A 17154-nucleotide genomic window follows, 5' to 3' on the forward strand; every position below is an offset into this window, starting at 1 on the left:
CTCAGCGCTTGCGTTTGGCCTTCTTGCGTCGCGCGGCACGATTTCCACCGCCGTTGCCTGCCGATACCTTGTGCGTGGGTTTTTTCGCCCCGTCGCGACTCGTGGTGGCGTCTCCTGACTCGTCGGGGGCCGAGTAGGTGAGATTTTCCTCGCGTTTTCCGCCCAGGCCTTTCGCCAAAGGAGCCGCTGCACGCTTGGGTTTAGCGCCCTCGTCTTCGGAGAGGGCGTCTACTTTTGCCAGCACGTCTTCCGGGTTTCCCTCAGCGTCCGTGACCACACCAACACTGACCGGCTCCGGCTGCTCGACCTGCAGGTTGAACAACATCCCGATGATCTGCTCGAACGAGGCCTCCCGCATCGCGATGAACATGTCGCCGCCCTCCCGCTGGTACTCAACCAGCGGGTCACGCTGTGCCATTGCGCGTAGCCCGATGCCTTCGCGCAGGTAATCCATCTCGTAGAGATGTTCCCGCCAGTTGCGGTCCACCACTGAGAGAAGCACCTGACGTTCCAGTTCCCGCATGATCTCGGGGCCGAGGGCCTCCTCCCGCTCGTTGTAGGCTCTGCACACGTCGTCGCTGAACATCTCGACGAGCTTTTCCTGTGTAGGAATCTCCTCCTCGATCTCCTCCTGGTCGAGGCCGACGGGATAGAGCGTTTTCAGTTCGTTGAAGAGCATCTCGAAGTCCCAGTCCTCCGGAATGCCGACGGTGTGCTGCCTAACGACCGCTGCAACCACCTCGGCCGCCCGGTCGCGCAGCTGCTCGGACAGGTCGGCCCCGTCGAGAACGCGACGCCGGTCGCGGTAGATGACGTGCCGCTGCCGGTTCAGCACATCGTCATATTTCAGCACGTTCTTGCGCATCTCGAAGTTCTGGCTCTCGACCTGCTTCTGGGCCGACTCGATGGCGTTGCTGACCGACTTGGAGTCGATCGGCACGTCGTCCGGAACCTTGAGCATGATCAGTGCGCGCTCCAGCACCTCGGGGCGGAACAGGCGCATCAGGTCGTCGGAGAGGGAGAGGTAGAAACGAGACTCGCCCGGGTCTCCCTGACGTCCGGAACGCCCGCGCAGCTGGTTGTCGATGCGTCGGGACTCGTGGCGTTCGGAACCGATCACATACAACCCACCGGCTTCCACCACCTCGTCGTGTTCGGCCTCCACCTGCTCCTCGAGGGCCTTCAGCGTGTCTGGCCATTGGGCCTCGTACTCCTCGGGGGTTTCCACGGGGTCGAGTCCTTGCTTGCGCAGCTGCAGGTCGGCCAGGAACTCGGGGTTGCCTCCGAGCATGATGTCGGTGCCGCGACCCGCCATGTTGGTGGACACGGTCACCGCCCCCTTGCGACCCGCCTGCGCGACCACGGCGGCTTCCCGTTCGTGTTGTTTCGCGTTGAGGACCTCATGCGGGATGCCCTCCTTCTTCAGCATCCCTGACAGCAGCTCGGACTTTGCCACCGAGGCGGTGCCGATGAGCACAGGTTGCCCGTCCTCGTGGCGGAGTACAACGTCCTCGATGATTGCCTTGTACTTGGCCTCCTCCGTTCGGTAGATCCGATCCCGCTGGTCGATTCGAATCATCGGCATATTTGTCGGGATGGGAATGACCCCGAGACCGTAGATCTTCTGGAACTCGGATTCCTCGGTCTTCGCGGTACCCGTCATCCCAGCAAGTTTGTCGTACATGCGGAAGTAGTTCTGCAGGGTGACGGTGGCGAGAGTCTGGTACTCGTCCTTGATCTTCACCCCTTCCTTGGCCTCAAGGGCTTGGTGCAACCCTTCGTTGTAGCGACGCCCTGCCAGAGTGCGACCGGTGTGCTCATCAACGATGAGGATCTCGTCGCCCAGCACCACGTAATCCTTGTCCCGCTTGAACAGTTCCTTGGCCTTGATGGCGTTGTTCAAATAGCTGATGAGCGGGGTGTTCGCGGATTCGTAGAGGTTGTCGATGCCGAGTCGGTCCTCCACCACCTCAATGCCAGCACCAGAGATAGCGACCGTTCGTTTCTTCTCGTCCACCTCGTAGTGCTGGTCACGTTTCATGGAACGCACCATCCGTGCGAACACCGGATACCACTCGTGGGTGTCCTGGGCCGGACCTGAAATGATCAGTGGGGTGCGGGCCTCATCAATCAGGATCGAATCCACCTCGTCGACGATGGCGAAGTGGTGACCGCGCTGCACAAGGTCCTCACTGCTGAGTGCCATATTGTCTCGCAGGTAGTCAAAACCGAACTCGTTGTTGGTGCCGTATGTGATGTCGGCCTGGTAGGCGAGGCGACGTTCGGCGGGTGACATCGAGGCCAGGATGACGCCAACCTCCAGACCGAGGAAATGATGGATCCGTCCCATCTGCTCAGACTGGTATTTGGCCAGGTAGTCGTTGGTGGTGACGATGTGCACACCATCACCTGACAGTGCGTTCAGGTAGGAAGGAAGGGTACCAACGAGGGTTTTTCCCTCACCGGTTTTCATCTCCGCAATGTTGCCCCAGTGGAGTGCTGCGCCGCCCATGATCTGAACATCGAAGTGGCGCTTGTTAAGCACACGGACGGAAGCCTCACGCACGGTGGCGAAGGCCTCCGGCAGCAACTTGTCCAGGTCCTCCCCGTCCTCAAGGCGTTCCTTGAAAGTATCGGTTTGCTCCCTCAGCTCGGCGTCGGACATCTCCTGGAAGTCCTCCTCGATCAGGTTGACCTGATCGGCAACCTTCCGCAGCTTCCTAAGCTGAGAACCCGAGCCGAGGTTGCTCAGGAAATCCATGAATCCCACGTCGACGATCCTTCAGAGTTTGACTTCGGTGGCTGTGGCGCACCGCTTGCCATCCTAGCCAGCCCCGCGGCCCTACAAAACTGCGACGGGCCAAGCACTCGTACTCAGCCCGTCGCATCAACAACACCTACTGGCATAGGTTCCACGGACGAACGGTGGCGTGCCGGAAACCACGATGATTCCCCGAGAACCCATGCGTTTCCAGGTAGCAGTCATGTCTGTGAGCAAACCCAACCACCATCCCGCCATGGGCTCTTCAGGGCCTCATGCATTCACGTTCAAGTGAATGACCCCGTAGTTGTAGGCCTTTCGCCGATAGACCACGGATGGTTTCCCCGTTGCGGAATCCTGATAAAGGAAGAAGTCGTGCCCCACCAACTCCATCTCGTCCAAGGCCTGGGCCAGACTGAGCGGAACAGTCTCGAACTCCTTCTCACGCACCACGAGGGGCCCGTCACCATTGACCACCAGACCCGCGACCTCGTAGGTGTTGTCGTCTTCCGGTTCCACCTCGGTTTTCTTCGGTTCCGGAGCGGAAGCGACTTCCTCAGTGAAGATGGCCGCGCGCAATCCTCTGTGGGTCTTGCGACGATCCGCCGCCTTCCGGAGTTGCGCCTTCAACCGGTCGAAGGCCTGTTCGAACGCAAGCGTCTTGTCATTGGCCTTCGCCTCAGCACGCACGACAGGCCCCTTGCTGCGAAGCGTGATCTGAACCTCGACGGCATCGGAGGGATTCTTGGTGCCATCCGCGGCGGAGAACTCCACTTCCACACGGATCACCCGGTCCCGCAGCCGCTCGACAGTGATGATCCTGTCGCGGACCAGCTCCTTGAGCTCGGGGCTGATGGTGCAGTGCCGACCGGTGACGACGACGTCCATGTCTCCTCCTGGCTAGAAAGCTACGACGCCAGAAGCTCCCTGCTTCTCAGCCCGGGACCTGCTGGCGTCTTCCATTCCTCTACGTTACTCCCATCCAGCGGCTGGCAAGGCAATTTTCAGTATTTTCCGATCAGATTTGCATCGCCGATGACGGCGGCAGCGATGACCATGGCTCCACCGTGACGCATCGCCTCGCACGAGACCGTCAACGAGGTTCCTGTCGTCACAACGTCATCGATGATGATCACAGGTGATCGACATGCCGTCCCCAGGAATCGGGATTCCGAGAGCCTCTCTCGTCCAGCACGTCCCTGAAACCGTTGAGCATCTCCGCCGTTCAGCCTTCTCAACAATCTGGCCGTCTCGATCCCCAGTGCGCGGGAGACCTGTCGCGCCAGCATCCACGTATGGTCGATTCCTCTGCGACGCACGGCTGCTGGTTGGGACGGCACCGGAACCAGAACTGTTCCCACTGGAGGGCGGCAAGCCACGACCGCCATAGCCAACCGGCATGAGAGCAGCTTTACCAAAGACCAGGCACCATCATCCTTGAAGGCCGGAATGAGCCGTGCAAGCTCTGGGCGATACGGATTCGCTGCCCAGGTGGGCACCGGAAGCCCGCAACGTCGCACTCGATGCGGTTCCTTGCAGATGATTCGTTCCCGACAAGCCGGGCAACAGGCCACAGCACAGGCACCACACACCAGACAGCGAGTACCGAGTAGCAGGGAAGCAAAATCCTGAAACGGGAAAGCACACACTGTCACTCTGGGCGCAAATCAAGCTTCACAAGATTCTTTCCACAGATCATCCTGGATAACTGATCCATGCCATTGCAGTCTTGGCCTGTTGCCATGCGCCGTGCTGTTCATACAACAGCACGGTCCCATCGATCGCGCGCAGGGCAACGGCATCCCCACCAGGCCTGGGCAGTGCAGTCACCTGGACTGGAGACACACTGACCGGTCCGAGATCAATGACCTCCGAGCCATCTACTGCGACCACGAATACGGACCTGCCAGAGCCCGCGCTCGCAACCACGGCGACGTTGACCTCCCCGGTCCAGTCGAGTGCAACCGCGTCAGAGAGTTCCCTGCCCTGGGAAGCGGTCAAGGGAACCTCATGCCAGTCAGTCACACGGTTGCCCTCGCTCAACGACACCACTCCGAAGCGGGCTGCTTCCCCGACCCCGAGAAGAACTGCTGCCCGCGTCCCGGATGCATCGAGGGAGAAATCCACCAGTTCACCGGGCAACGCAGTAAGGTCGATAGTGGTGACCTCCCCCTGCGGAGACACGCTGAGCAGCTGCTGTTCCCCGGAGGAGCCATGCCCACGCAGCCACAGTCTGCCCTGCGCAAAATGCACGGACCCGGTTTGGGTCAGACCAGTGTCCACCTGGACGGCGGCACCACCGCTGGGGCCGATCCGGACTGTTGCCGGGGATCCGGCCACGGTCGCGGTGAAGGCCCCGTCCAAAGAGATGGCGGTCATCTCCGCCGGCGTTCCGTCACCACTGAGAGGGATGAAACTGGTGTCGGCGCTCAGTTTCCCTGCCCGACCTTCGTGCACACCGTACAGATCAGCCGACCCTGCCTTTGAGAGCGGCTGGTAGTCCTGTTGAGAGGATAATTCCAGGACCTGTTTGTCGTTCTGTCCCGGCAGTGAGTAGGTTTTTCCGTCAACTGTCAGGTGCAGCCCTGAGATCTTGGGAATAGATGAGAGCGACCACAGAAGCTGTGCACCGAGTTCTCGTCGCTCCAGTTCGCTAAGGCTCTGAGGCACTCCTTCAAGTGCAACCGTCACGACGCCCGAGGAATCCACGACCGTACCTGCTGTACCAAGCTTGGTGCCTTCCGGGATCGCATTGCGCACACTGGATGAAAGGAAGGGGCCTGGCCCGGCCAATTGCGCCTCCACGATGCGGCCCGGGGTGATCTCAGAGATCGGCAGGTGCAGTGGCTCAGGCACTACCCTCTGCCCGGAGCGGGCGATGAAATAGGACCTCACAGAGCTGTAGGAACGGGCAAAAATATAGCTGGAGAGCAACACCCCGTCAGGAGGACTGGAAATCCTCCACTCGCCTGCTTCACTGATCAGTCCGAAATCATGGGTGAGCGACTCCTTGGAGACCGTGAAACGCCCTACCGCATCCAGGGTTCCCCGGGTGGTTCCACGCAGTTCCATGCCTTCCCCGACTGCTTCCACCCAGCCGTCATAGATGATCGTTCCCTGCCGTGGGACCCACTGTCCACGCGCGGTTGCCGACAGATACTGGCGAGCAATCTCGTAATCCTCGGTGGGATCCGCCATCGCTTGGAGATAGCCCTCGACGACCCTGGAAGCACTCATACCCTTCTGAGGAGGTTCCGGGGCGATCTGCACACCTTGTCCGCTGGCGGAGATCGTGACCTCGGTAACCGGACCTGAGGTTGGAATGCTGGCGCAAGACCCGATGGTCAGCGCCACGACGATGATCATCAACCGGTTCACGGAATTCTGGAAACTCATCACAGGTCCTTCCGAGAGTCCAGATCGACCGGGATAATCGGCAATGGTGAGCTGTTGAGGGTCACATCGGGGTTACGGGGAAGAGTAAGACGAAACTGAGCGCCTAGGCCTGGCCGTCCCCAGGCAGAGAGCCAGCCACGGTGCAGTCTGGCGTCTTCCCGGGAAATCGCGAGTCCCAACCCACTACCACCCGCAGCTCGAGCTCGCGATGGATCAGCACGCCAGAAGCGGTCGAACACACGACTGGAGAGCTCAGCCTGGAATCCGATTCCGTGGTCACGAACCGTGATTGCAACAGCTTCTTCATCGGAGGCCACCGTCACGTCAATGGGGCGCCCTTCTCCGTGGTCTATGGCATTAGTCAGCAAATTTCGGACGATGCGGCGAATACGACGGGAATCCAGCTGTGCGGAAGCTATCCCCTTCATATGCAATCGCAGCTCACTCCCCTGAGAATGAGCAAAGGTTTCCTGAGCCTGCACCTCGGATGCAACCAGCGTCCCCAAATCAACCTCGTCCAGTTCCAGGGCAGCCACCCCGGCATCAAAACGCGATATCTCCAGCAGGTCCGCCAGCATCGAGCTGAACCGCTCGATCTCCGTATTCATCAGCTCCACGGTTCTTCGCACTTTCGGAGAAAGTTCTCCTCGCTCCTCGTAGAGCAGATCGGAAGCCATTTTGATAGTGGTCATGGGGGTACGAAGCTCATGGCTGACATCGCTGACGAAGCTTCGTTGCACCGTTGAGAGTGTCTCCAGTTCCCGGATCCTTTGTTGCAAGTCCGAGGCCATCTCATTCATCGAGATAGCCAGCGAGGCAAGGTCGTCAGTTCCTCTGACAGGCATGCGTTCATCCAGCTGGCCTGAAGCCAGACGCCGAGCCGTGCGCCCGGCCTTGCGGACAGGTCTGACCACCTGTGAGGTCACAAGGTAGGCAATGGCCGTCAGGCCGAGCAGAAGGACTGCGCCAGTGCTGTAGACCGCACGTTGGATGTCTCGAAGCGTTGTCACTTCACTCGTCATGGGAAACACGTAGTAAACGGGAAACCGTTCACCAGCAGATGTGATCAAGGTAGTACCCACAACGATCCCTGGCTGCCCCGCTTCCTCTCCAGAAATGACGACTTGTGTCGCCACGATGTACATTCCGTCCCGATTATTCACCTGTTGGCGTAACTCTTGGGGCACAGAATCCAGCCCAATTTCCGATGATGACGACAACACCGATGCAGGCCCTTCGACAATCACCAGGTATTGGGCGGCCTGCGCTCCTGCAAGCTCTACCAGCCGGCTGAGCTGCTCGTAGGTCGCTGTCCCCAACCTCTCAGGATTCTGCAGCTGCCCCTGCATGAAATGATGCATCCCGACCGCCTCACGGATGGATGCTGTTCGTTTCGTAGCGACGATCCCCGCTGTCGCCTGCTGCACCAACAAGACTCCCGCCAAAACCAGCACCGCACAGGACGCGGTGAAGGTGGTCAACAGTATTCGTAGGGGTAGCGAACTCCACCAGAGCCCCGCCAGCTTGCGATGGCTTCTATCACCAAGGCTGTGACTCACCGGCCCGGTATCCGATCCCTCGCACGGTCACTATGATCTCCGGATGCTCGGGATCTTTCTCCACCTTGGAGCGCAGCCGTTGCACATGCACGTTCACCAACCGCGTATCTGCGGCATTGCGGTACCCCCACACCTCATCGAGCAACGCCTCCCGGCTGAAAACTTGGGAGGGCCTTTTGGCGAGAGCGAGCAGTAGATCGAACTCAAGTGGCGTCAACGAAAGCGTCACAGGGCCGCGTTTGACGGTGTGCGCGGTAGTGGAAATCACAAGATCGCCGATGGTCAGCTGATCGGCTCCAGGATCCGCGCTGACACGACGCAATCGAGTGTGAATTCGGGCCAGGAGCTCTTTGGCTTTAAAAGGCTTAGCAACATAATCATCCGCCCCGGCCTGTAGCCCCGCAACTACGTCATCGGTCTCGGACTTGGCAGTGAGCATCACAATTGGCACCCCTGATTCGGCCCGCATGTCCCGACAGACGCTGACCCCATCACGTCCCGGAAGCATTAGGTCAAGCAGCACCAGATCTGGTCGACATTCCCGCATCGCCGGGAGCGCTCCCGTTCCCGTAGCGCAGTGGACTGTGTCAAACCCTTCCTGTCGTAGCACGATCTGAAGCATCTCGGACAAAGCAGGATCATCATCCACGATCAGGATCAGGGCACGATTCCGGTTTTCGCCCAACACCTGTCTCCTTTCCCGAACTGGTCTCCATGGTACGTGGAACGGACGACCACTTCAGAAAACTGTACTGGTGAAGCCACTCAGTTCCATTCGGGATGCCCAGTCCAGGTCGACCAGAGCCCCGGCCCACCACCGATCCGGCGAAGCACTCGACGCCACAGCTCTTCTGGGGTCCCGAAGACCTCTTCAGCCACGGCTTGGCTCCTGAACCAGGAACCTCGCAGAAGTTCACCTACGAGCTGCCCCGCACTCCAACCTGCCAGCCCCACATATATGCGGATGTGGATGTACGTGTCCCGCACCAGCTCAATCGGGGTTTCCAGGTCCAACACCCCCACGTCCCCGAACAAGCGTCGCCATCCAGGTGGTTCCTCCCATGGACTGCGGACCTGGGCCAAGCCGAGCGCTGTTTGCTTGGAAACGGGCCCGCCCTCGAAGAGTTTCGCAGGCGGTGTGAGCAAATCACTGAAATGTTCCAGGGAGTCAACCATGGGAATTCTCCCCATCCTGTGGAGACAAACCCCGAGGCTGCCTTCTTCGTTGTGTTCCAACAACAGCACGACGCTGCGATCGAAGTAGCCTCCTCGGCCCGGCTCAGTTGAGATCAGGAGTTGTCCTGCCGCTGGTTCACCCAGTTCCATATCCCCATTCTCGCAGGCTCGTTACGATCTACACATGAGCTGGGTTGAACACGCGATCTGGTGGCACATTTATCCGCTCGGGCTGTGCGGGGCTCCGATTCGGGAGCCCGACACCGCGCCGGGCCCACGACTGGGACGTCTGCTGGGCTGGCTCGATTACGCTGTCGAGCTGGGATGCTCCGGTCTACTGCTCGGCCCCATCTTCACATCACAGTCCCACGGTTACGATTCACTCGACCTGTTCCACATCGATCCCCGCTTGGGGGACGAAGCGGACTTTGCCGAGCTCGTCTCACAATGCCGGAAGCGGGGACTTCGCATTCTCTTGGATGGTGTTTTCAGTCATGTCGGCGCAGAGCACCCTGACGTGCACCACGCCCTTGCTCAGGGGCCCGGCTCAGCGACCGGAAAGCTGTTCGACATCGATTGGCAGCATCCCGACGCTCCGACGCCCCGGGTCTTCGAAGAGCATTCCTCCCTCGTACGCCTGAACCATTCCGGCCAGGAAGCCGTGGATCTGGTGGTCCGGGTGATGAGCCACTGGTTGGAGCGCGGCATCGACGGGTGGCGTCTCGACGCGGCCTACTCCGTCCCCCCCGAGTTCTGGTCCAAGGTGGTGGAGAAAGTGCGACCCCGCCATCCCGATGCTTGGTTGCTCGGGGAGGTGCTGCACGGTGACTACAGCGCGTTCGTTGCCGAGTCCGGCATCGACTCCGTAACCCAGTACGAATTGTGGAAGGCCATCTGGTCCAGTATCAACGACTGCAACTTGTTCGAACTGGACCATGCCCTGAGCCGCCACAACCAGTTTCTCGGTTCCTTCATCCCGAACACTTTCGTCGGCAACCACGATGTCACCCGTATCGCCAGCAGAGTGGGAACCGACGGGACAGTCACCGCGCTGGCGGTCCTCATGACCGTCGCGGGAATACCGTCCATCTATTACGGCGACGAACAGGCCTTCGTCGGCATCAAGGAGGATCGTGTCGGCGGGGACGACGCAATCCGCCCTGCTCTCCCCGACTCTCCTGCCGAACTCGCTCCCTGGGGCCGTCCGGCGTTGCGAGCTCACCAAGAGCTGATAGGACTGCGTCGCCGGCATCCATGGTTGGTCAATGCCAGGACCGAGACCCTTCACCTGGAGAACCAGCGGATCGTCTATCGCAGTTCCGCCGCGAACGGCTCCACTTTCCTGGACATGGAGATTGATCTGTCGTGTTCCCCGAACGCGACCATTCGCGACGCGACGGGACGGGAATTGTGGCATCAGTAGAGGAGCGAACAAGGTGCCCCCAACCTTCTTTGGGGGCACCTTGTTGACACGATCCGGTGGAGATGGCGGGAATTGAACCCGCGTCCTTGAAAGGCGAACCAGGGATTCTCCGGGCGCAGCTGACAAAGCGGTCTGCTCGGCCCCTGCACTCATGTCAGCAAGTTGCAGCCAGGCCCAGTCCCAGTTGAGTCCCGAATCGCCCCTGGGACACAGGCGATTCAGCAAGCCTTCTGAAATGAGGCCAGGCACCGGGAGGAAGGCACTCCCGAGCGTGACCCTTCGATCGCTGATCAGGCAGCGAGAGCGAAGTCAGTGCGGTTGTTGTTGGCACTTATTGGTTTCCGTGCAGCGTTAACGAGATAAGCACGGTTCCTCGGCCCGCTTCTCCTCGAACTACCATCCAAGTCGAAACCAGTCATCCCCTCTTGAGTTGTATCGGCTCTCAGTCTAACCCATCCCGGCATCACCCACGATCCTCGGGTGGTCGCATCAACATCAGTCGTTCGACGACAGCCGTCGATTTCTCACCCGTGACTGATCGGATGGCCAGCCAGAGCGTCATCAGGCCCCAGGCGATGAAACCCAGCAACAGAAGCACAGGAGGCGCCCACCGCGACGCGACGAGGATGCTCGCAATCACCCCGTAGATCAGGGCACTGAACTGGAAACACATGGCACGCGAGGCCTCCATGGCAATGCGGCTTCTCGGCGGCGCCAGGGCTCGCCCGAGAGCAGGAGCCAGGAACATGGTCGGAAGGGTTGCAAGGTGCAGGAAAGCAGCCACCAAGTTCTGTGCGCCATCATGAACGGGATGTCGAACTACTGGGGCGCTCGGGAACACACCAGCCACCCGAGCCAGACCCTGCAATGATGCATTCAGGTCTGCCCGGGTCCGAGCGGTCAGGGCCATCCCTAGCCTCTGCTCGAACAGCTCGTCACTCAGGCCACCTGTTGCGTACACCTGTTGCAGGTATTCCACTGCACGGTCACGTTGCACGTCCGTGACCGCGGTGGCAAGACTCGGATCAGTCATGCCCTCTATGTTGCCCCATGACCCGCCACATTCCACCGGGGTTAGCCCTGAACTCTCCCCGGTACTCACGAGGCGGTCAGCGTCGCCCACCGCCCAACCGATTGCGAGCCCGCAATGCGCGCTGTGCCTCACGGTTCGCGTCACGTTCCGCGATGCTCTGTCGCTTATCCCAATCCCTCTTGCCCGTGGCAACAGCGATCTCAACCTTGGCGTAGCCGTCCTTGAAATAAATCGACAGCGGAACGATCGTCTTTCCCGTAGCCTCCGTTTCTTTGGCCAGGCGGACGATCTCCTTGCGATTGAGCAGCAGCTTGCGAGAGCGCTTAGCAGCGTGGTTGCGCCACGTCCCGAACTCATACTCGGGGATGTTGACGTTCCGCAGCCAGACCTCGCCATCATCTACCGTGGCGAAAGCCTCGGACAAGGAGACGCGTCCCATCCTCAAGGTTTTGACCTCGGTTCCAGTGAGCACGAGCCCAGCTTCATAGGTCTCGCCGATCTGATAGTCGTGGCGAGCCTTCTTGTTCTGAGCGACTAGCTTGCGTCCGGTTTCCCTGGGCATCCCGTAATGATGCCACGTCGGGATTCAGCTGAACCAGCGGGACATCGGATTGGTTACAGAGCCGTTCTCCCAGACCATGAGGTGTAGGTGACAGCCAGTCGAATAACCAGTCGTTCCCACATACCCGATGACCTGTCCCTGACTCACGTGATCCCCGACCGAAACCACATAGCTGGTGGCATGATTGTATCCGGTGGTCACATAGGTGCCGCCCTTGCTTCCATGATCTATCATGAGGCGGTTTCCGTACCCGGCATTGAAGTACCGTTCGGACACCACACCGTCACCGGCAGCACGAATCGGCGCCCCACAGCCGGCCGCAAAATCGGTGCCATCGTGCAGTTTGCTGTAGCCCAGAACGGGATGGACACGCATACCGTAGGGAGAGCTGATGGCGCCGTCCACCGGGCGGATGAAACCGCTGCTGGACGAAGAGCCCTTGTTCGAACCGGACGAAGAGCTGGAAGAGGAACCGCTCTGCTGTGAGGAACGCTCCCGAGCCCGTCGTTCTTCCTCTTCACGTTTCTGCTGAGCGATACGCTCCTGAATACGGCGGTCGACGTCATTGGACTCACTCTCCAACTCGCTCTGACGACCCTTCTCCGCTGTCAGTTGAGAGTCAGCCTTCTCCTTGGCGGCATCACGCTGAGAGACTTTCTCTGCCACCTCGGCGCGCTTCGCCTTCGCGGCTTCTTCAGCTGCCTTGGAGGTTTCAAGTTGTTCAGCAGCCGCTTTGCGCGCTTCCGCAGCTGATGCCTCAGCTGCGTCGGCCTCTTTCTTGGCCGCATCCAGCTGGAATCGGCGCGAGGTCAGTTCATCCAGTTCGAGTGCGCTGGAACTGAACAAGGTGTCAGCCAACTGGGCCCGTTGATTCATGTTGCCTGTGCCGATATCGGTGAAAAGAACTGAAAGCTCCGCCAGCCCGCCGTTCTGCTGGGTGATCACCGTGATCTCCTCGGATGTGCGAGCATCCACAGAATCATAGGCTGCCTGGGCGGCGGCTACGTCGGCCTTCGCCTTCTTGGCCTTGGTCTCCGCAGCCTGCAATTCCGAGGCACGTTGGGTGTCCAATTCCTTGGCAGCCGTGAGATTGTTTTCTGCATCAGCCAGCGCGGTCTCGGCGGCGGCCAGTTCTGTTTTGGCAGCATCGAGAGCGCTCACCGCATCTGTGAGTTCCTTGGATGCCCCCTCCACCACTGACTTCTGGGCCTCGATTTGCGAGTCCAGTTGTTCTCGCCTGTCGTCCAGGTCGTCCGCACCTGCTCGGGTCGCAAGCACACCAAGCATCGTGACACTCAGCAGCGAAGCAACCAGAACATGGGCGATCCGGTTGAGGATTGGGTTTTCGGGTAGATGGGGAAGAGCCCGATTCACCATGATCTCCTTACGCGTCAGATTCTTAGATACCTTCTGGTCGCCAGCAGCGTCGGAATGATCGACAGAGCAACACCAACCGCTGCTATGTAGATGATGGCATTAAACACATGCTCACGGCCAATCCAAGCTATAGCAGGGAGTGAGTTTTTAGCAGCATTCTCGATCAATAGATAATAGGTAATTGCAATTGAGCCAGATGAAATGAGAACGCCAATCAGGGCAGCGATGAGGCTTTCCAGCAGGAACGGCAGCAGGATGTAGAAGTTGGAGGCCCCAACCAGACGCATGATCCCGATCTCACGTCGCCGCGTGAAGGCCGCCATCCGAATGGTGGTCGAGATCTGCAGGGCAGCCGCAAGCAGCAGCAGGACGCTCATGCCGATTGTCGCCCACTGGAGTCCTCCCAGAATTTTGAACACAGGGTCAAGGACGCTTTTCAGGTCCCGCACGTTTTGGACTCCTTGAAGCCCTTGCGCCTCGCTCACCACGCCTTTGTAGTTCTCAGGATTGTTTAGTTTGACGCGAAAGGAGTCCTGCATCTGCTCGACAGTGCGAGAGGCAAGGACCGGCGAGTCCTTGAACACCCTCTGAAACTCCTTGAAGGCCTCCTCCTGGGTTTCATAGAAGACCTCCTTGACCTCAGGGTTGGACTTCAGCGCAGATTCAATCGCTTGACGCTGGGCATCCGTGGTGGCCTTCCCTGGCTCGCAGGTACCTCCTGTGCTGCGTTCGACACACAGAAAAACAGAAATCTCAACTTTGCCGTACCAACGGTCCTTGACCAGATCCACCTCCATGGAAGTGAGCATGCCAACCCCGAAGAGGGAGAGAGAAACCGACATGGTGACTATGACCGCTATGGTCATCGCCATGTTGCGCTTCAAACCGGACCAGGTTTCCCGAAACGTGTGCCGCATGTGATTCTCCCAGTTTCTCAGTTGACGCCGTAGACGCCCTTGGCTTGGTCGCGCACGAGTTCGCCCGTGCGCAGCTCCAGAACGCGACGTCGCATCTGATCCACGATCGAGGAATCGTGGGTGGCCATGATCACTGTGGTCTTAGTTCGATTGATTCGGTCAAGCAACTTCATGATGCCGACGCTGGTCTCCGGATCGAGGTTCCCTGTCGGCTCATCCGCAATGAGAATTTTTGGGCGGTTCACGAATGCCCGCGCGATGGCGACCCGTTGCTGCTCTCCCCCAGACAGTTCCTCATTCAGCCGATTCTCTTTCCCCTCCAAGCCAACGAGTTGGAGGGTCGCCGGAACCACTTCACGGATGACACGGGATGGCTTACCGATCACCTGCAGCGCAAAGGCCACATTCTCGTAGACCGTCTTACCCGGAAGCAGACGGAAATCTTGAAAAACCGTACCGATCTGGCGACGCAACGCAGGCACCTTCCACTGGTTGAGGGTGGAGAGGTTCTTACCCGCGACGTACAAGGTCCCCTTCGTTGGCCGGTATTCACGCAGAATGAGCCGGAGGAAGGTTGATTTTCCAGAGCCCGACTGGCCCACAAGGAAGACGAACTCACCCTTAGCTATCTCAAGGTTGATGTTGCGAAGTGCCGGGCGATCCTGCCCGGGGTAGAACTTCGTGACGTCCTCGAAAGTGATCACTGTGCTGCTCCGACCGACTAGGGGAAGTTTCCTGAGAGGATCTCAGGACACGGCCTGTAGCAGTTAACCACGCCCCACCTGCCCTACCCAACCAACACGCCGCGCCCAATTGATCCCGGTTGAGGGTCTCACAGGAAGATCTCCTGAGGTACGACCAACCTCCGATGCACGGCTGACCAGGGGTTCGCACGTGCCACACCACGGATGAAGCGGCGCGTCAACTCGACGAGGCCGCTGCCCCCAGACGGTTACCACCCGTCTACTCGGTCTCAGCCCCTCTCTTCTTACGCCACCGGATGCCCGCGTCGATGAAGCCGTCAAGGTCACCATCGAAAACCGCATCCGGATTTCCCACCTCATACTCGGTGCGAAGGTCCTTGACCATCTGATAGGGATTCATCACGTAGGAACGCATCTGCGCTCCCCAGGAATTGCCTCCGTCGCCCTTGAGTGCGTTCATCTCCTTTTCGCGTTCCTGCCGGGCCAGTTCCAGAAGCCTCGACTGGAGCACGCGCAAAGCCGCCGCCTTGTTCTGCAACTGAGACTTCTCGTTCTGACAGCTGACGACTACACCGGTGGGCAGATGCGTGATACGCACGGCCGAATCAGTGGTGTTGACGGACTGTCCACCGGGACCCGACGAACGGAAAACATCGACCCTGATGTCGGTTTCCGGGATGTCGATATGGTCGGTTTCCTCCGTAACAGGAAGCACTTCGACACCAGCGAAGGAGGTCTGCCGACGTCCCTGGTTATCGAACGGAGAGATCCGAACGAGACGATGAGTACCCTGCTCCACCGAGAGCGTGCCGTAGGCGAAAGGTGCCTTGACGGCGAAGGTGGCAGACTTCAGACCTGCCTCTTCCGCATAGGACGTGTCGTACACCTCGACGGTGTAACCGTGACGTTCCGCCCACCGCAGGTACATACGCATCAGTTTTTCCGCGAAATCCGCGGCATCAACCCCTCCAGCCTCGGCTCGAATGGTGATCAGTGCGTCACGGGAGTCATATTCGCCGGACAGCAAGGTCCGCACCTCGAGCGTTTCGATTTCCTTGGCGAGCCGGTGAAGTTCACGCTCGACATCAGTTTTCACTTCAGCGTCGTTTTCCTCGGCTGCCAGCTCGAGCATGACGGCGGCATCGTCGAGACGACCGCGCAGCGCCTCAAGGCGCTCCACCTCGGCCTGTTTCGCGGAAAGGGTCGAGGTAACCCGCTGGGCGTTTTCCTGGTCATCCCAGAGATCGGGGGCGGCCACTTCCTCCGCGAGCCGTGCTATCTCGGCGCGCAACCTTGGCATGTCGGCCACCGCCTCGATGGATTCCAAGGACCTGCCGAGCTGGTCAATCTGGGTCATGAGGTCTGCATCAGCCACAACCAAGCAGTCTACCGCCTTGCGCCTGTATCGATGACTGGTTGAATTGGTGTCCCCGGAGAAAGGAAGCACGATGGCCGCGACGAAAACTCGACTCAAGGCTGAGCTGGCGAAAGCTTTGAGAGCAAAAGACGAGTTCAGCAAGTCCACGATCCGCATGATGCTGGCTGCCATCACCGTTGAGGAGGTCGCCGGCAAAGTGGCGCGCGAGTTGAGCGACGCCGAGGAGCTGGCTGTCATCACCAAGGAACGCCGTAAACGTCTCGACTCAGCCGCGACGTATACCGAGGCCGGTCGCCCGGAACTCGCCGAGAAGGAGTACGCCGAGGCCGACTTCATAGCCGGCTACCTGCCAGCCCCGCTGACCGATGAGGAGCTGGATGCCCTTGTCGAGGCAGAGGTTGCGAAAGTGAAAGCCGATGGCCAAACGCCCTCCATGAAGCACATGGGAACCGTCGTGAAGGCCGTGAATGCAGCCGCGGCAGGCCGCGCTCAGGGAGCTGAAGTGGCAGCCCGCGTCAAGGCAATGCTGCTGGGCTGACTTGGCCCGGCCTCGTCCCTTTGCCACAATAGGCGGACCCGGGGCGCATAGCTCAGCTGGTCAGAGCACCTGCCTTACAAGCAGGGGGTCGGGGGTTCAAGTCCCTCTGCGCCCACCGGGGAGACGTGGAGTTCTATAGAGGGCTTCACAGACCTGGGGTCGCTGTACCCCTGTCCGGGGGGACAGAGCCACAGCGGATCATGCTCTGGAAATAGCCAATTCAGACGTACGGCACATGACGCGGACTCGCTGGAGATCTAGACTGTCTTCTTTGAAGAGGCTGACGGGAAGGGATGTGGATGACGGACGATTCGTCGTGGCCCGCCGCTC

The 17154-nt window shown here is 59.7% G+C and carries 15 protein-coding genes, 1 tRNA gene and 1 other RNA gene; 3 read left to right on the top strand and 14 right to left on the bottom strand.

Annotated features, from left to right (window positions below; genetic code table 11):
- Position 1: 1 nt before the first annotated feature.
- The 7 genes from secA to V7R84_RS02385 form a co-directional block, all read right to left on the bottom strand.
- Positions 2–2761 carry a preprotein translocase subunit SecA gene (secA, locus tag V7R84_RS02355; RefSeq protein WP_338573791.1) on the bottom strand — a complete coding sequence of 920 codons (2760 nt, stop codon included), beginning with the start codon at positions 2759–2761 and terminating at the stop codon, positions 2–4.
- A gap of 273 nt (positions 2762–3034) precedes the next feature.
- Complete coding sequence (gene hpf, locus V7R84_RS02360) at positions 3035–3649, bottom strand: ribosome hibernation-promoting factor, HPF/YfiA family (protein ID WP_338571656.1); 615 nt, start codon at positions 3647–3649, stop codon at positions 3035–3037.
- 116 nt (positions 3650–3765) lie between these two features.
- A complete protein-coding gene (locus V7R84_RS02365) occupies positions 3766–4050 on the bottom strand; it encodes a ComF family protein (protein ID WP_338571658.1) in 285 nt (94 codons plus the stop codon).
- Between the two features lie 406 nt (positions 4051–4456).
- Positions 4457–6157 carry a GerMN domain-containing protein gene (locus tag V7R84_RS02370; RefSeq protein WP_338571660.1) on the bottom strand — a complete coding sequence of 567 codons (1701 nt, stop codon included), beginning with the start codon at positions 6155–6157 and terminating at the stop codon, positions 4457–4459.
- Complete coding sequence (gene mtrB / locus V7R84_RS02375) at positions 6157–7716, bottom strand: MtrAB system histidine kinase MtrB (protein WP_338571662.1); 1560 nt, start codon at positions 7714–7716, stop codon at positions 6157–6159. Before mtrB ends, V7R84_RS02370 begins: the two co-directional genes overlap by 1 nt.
- Positions 7697–8404 carry an MtrAB system response regulator MtrA gene (gene mtrA, locus V7R84_RS02380; protein ID WP_338571663.1) on the bottom strand — a complete coding sequence of 236 codons (708 nt, stop codon included), beginning with the start codon at positions 8402–8404 and terminating at the stop codon, positions 7697–7699. Before mtrA ends, mtrB begins: the two co-directional genes overlap by 20 nt.
- A gap of 77 nt (positions 8405–8481) precedes the next feature.
- Entirely contained in the window at positions 8482–9042 is a 561-nt protein-coding gene (locus V7R84_RS02385; RefSeq protein ID WP_338571665.1) for a YqgE/AlgH family protein, read from the bottom strand.
- A gap of 34 nt (positions 9043–9076) precedes the next feature.
- Here V7R84_RS02385 and V7R84_RS02390 point away from each other — a divergent pair, with 34 nt between their 5' ends.
- Positions 9077–10315: an alpha-amylase family protein gene (locus V7R84_RS02390; protein WP_338571666.1), complete on the top strand. Its 1239-nt coding sequence runs from the start codon at positions 9077–9079 to the stop codon at positions 10313–10315.
- Positions 10316–10369: 54 nt separating this feature from the next.
- Here the strand turns inward: V7R84_RS02390 and ssrA are convergent.
- The 7 genes from ssrA to prfB form a co-directional block, all read right to left on the bottom strand.
- Positions 10370–10738: a transfer-messenger RNA gene (ssrA, locus tag V7R84_RS02395) on the bottom strand.
- Between the two features lie 40 nt (positions 10739–10778).
- Positions 10779–11348 carry a DUF1707 domain-containing protein gene (locus V7R84_RS02400; RefSeq protein WP_338571668.1) on the bottom strand — a complete coding sequence of 190 codons (570 nt, stop codon included), beginning with the start codon at positions 11346–11348 and terminating at the stop codon, positions 10779–10781.
- A 76-nt stretch (positions 11349–11424) separates the two neighbouring features.
- Positions 11425–11910 (bottom strand): SsrA-binding protein SmpB, encoded by a 486-nt coding sequence (gene smpB / locus V7R84_RS02405; protein WP_338571671.1) that lies wholly within the window; start codon positions 11908–11910, stop codon positions 11425–11427.
- A 24-nt stretch (positions 11911–11934) separates the two neighbouring features.
- On the bottom strand, positions 11935–13287 hold the full coding sequence (locus V7R84_RS02410) for a M23 family metallopeptidase (protein ID WP_338571673.1): 1353 nt from the start codon (positions 13285–13287) through the stop codon (positions 11935–11937).
- A 14-nt stretch (positions 13288–13301) separates the two neighbouring features.
- Complete coding sequence (gene ftsX / locus V7R84_RS02415; RefSeq protein ID WP_338571674.1) at positions 13302–14204, bottom strand: permease-like cell division protein FtsX; 903 nt, start codon at positions 14202–14204, stop codon at positions 13302–13304.
- 17 nt (positions 14205–14221) lie between these two features.
- Positions 14222–14908, bottom strand: coding sequence for a cell division ATP-binding protein FtsE (ftsE, locus tag V7R84_RS02420; protein WP_338571677.1), 687 nt, complete (start codon positions 14906–14908; stop codon positions 14222–14224).
- Positions 14909–15167: 259 nt separating this feature from the next.
- Complete coding sequence (prfB, locus tag V7R84_RS02425; RefSeq protein WP_412728078.1) at positions 15168–16283, bottom strand: peptide chain release factor 2; 1116 nt, start codon at positions 16281–16283, stop codon at positions 15168–15170.
- A 73-nt stretch (positions 16284–16356) separates the two neighbouring features.
- On the opposite strand from prfB, the gene V7R84_RS02430 reads away from it, so the two are divergent.
- Both V7R84_RS02430 and V7R84_RS02435 read left to right on the top strand, forming a co-directional pair.
- Positions 16357–16824: a GatB/YqeY domain-containing protein gene (locus V7R84_RS02430; RefSeq protein ID WP_338571678.1), complete on the top strand. Its 468-nt coding sequence runs from the start codon at positions 16357–16359 to the stop codon at positions 16822–16824.
- 41 nt (positions 16825–16865) lie between these two features.
- Positions 16866–16939, top strand: a tRNA-Val gene (locus V7R84_RS02435).
- Positions 16940–17154: the final 215 nt, after the last annotated feature.

Origin of the sequence: Arachnia propionica, assembly GCF_037055325.1 — a bacterium.
In the GTDB taxonomy this organism is placed as follows: Bacteria; Actinomycetota; Actinomycetes; order Propionibacteriales; family Propionibacteriaceae; genus Arachnia.

Excerpts from the sequence above, each read along its gene's own strand:
- ftsX (WP_338571674.1), bottom strand. The coding sequence starts at position 14,204 with ATGCGGCACACGTTTCGGGAAACCTGGTCCGGTTTGAAGCGCAACATG.
- V7R84_RS02385 (WP_338571665.1), bottom strand. The coding sequence starts at position 9,042 with ATGGAACTGGGTGAACCAGCGGCAGGACAACTCCTGATCTCAACTGAG.
- V7R84_RS02365 (WP_338571658.1), bottom strand. The coding sequence starts at position 4,050 with ATGCTGGCGCGACAGGTCTCCCGCGCACTGGGGATCGAGACGGCCAGA.
- V7R84_RS02410 (WP_338571673.1), bottom strand. The coding sequence starts at position 13,287 with ATGGTGAATCGGGCTCTTCCCCATCTACCCGAAAACCCAATCCTCAAC.
- hpf (WP_338571656.1), bottom strand. The coding sequence starts at position 3,649 with ATGGACGTCGTCGTCACCGGTCGGCACTGCACCATCAGCCCCGAGCTC.
- secA (WP_338573791.1), bottom strand. The coding sequence starts at position 2,761 with ATGGATTTCCTGAGCAACCTCGGCTCGGGTTCTCAGCTTAGGAAGCTG.
- V7R84_RS02400 (WP_338571668.1), bottom strand. The coding sequence starts at position 11,348 with ATGACTGATCCGAGTCTTGCCACCGCGGTCACGGACGTGCAACGTGAC.
- V7R84_RS02430 (WP_338571678.1), top strand. The coding sequence starts at position 16,357 with ATGGCCGCGACGAAAACTCGACTCAAGGCTGAGCTGGCGAAAGCTTTG.
- V7R84_RS02390 (WP_338571666.1), top strand. The coding sequence starts at position 9,077 with ATGAGCTGGGTTGAACACGCGATCTGGTGGCACATTTATCCGCTCGGG.
- V7R84_RS02370 (WP_338571660.1), bottom strand. The coding sequence starts at position 6,157 with ATGAGTTTCCAGAATTCCGTGAACCGGTTGATGATCATCGTCGTGGCG.
- smpB (WP_338571671.1), bottom strand. The coding sequence starts at position 11,910 with ATGCCCAGGGAAACCGGACGCAAGCTAGTCGCTCAGAACAAGAAGGCT.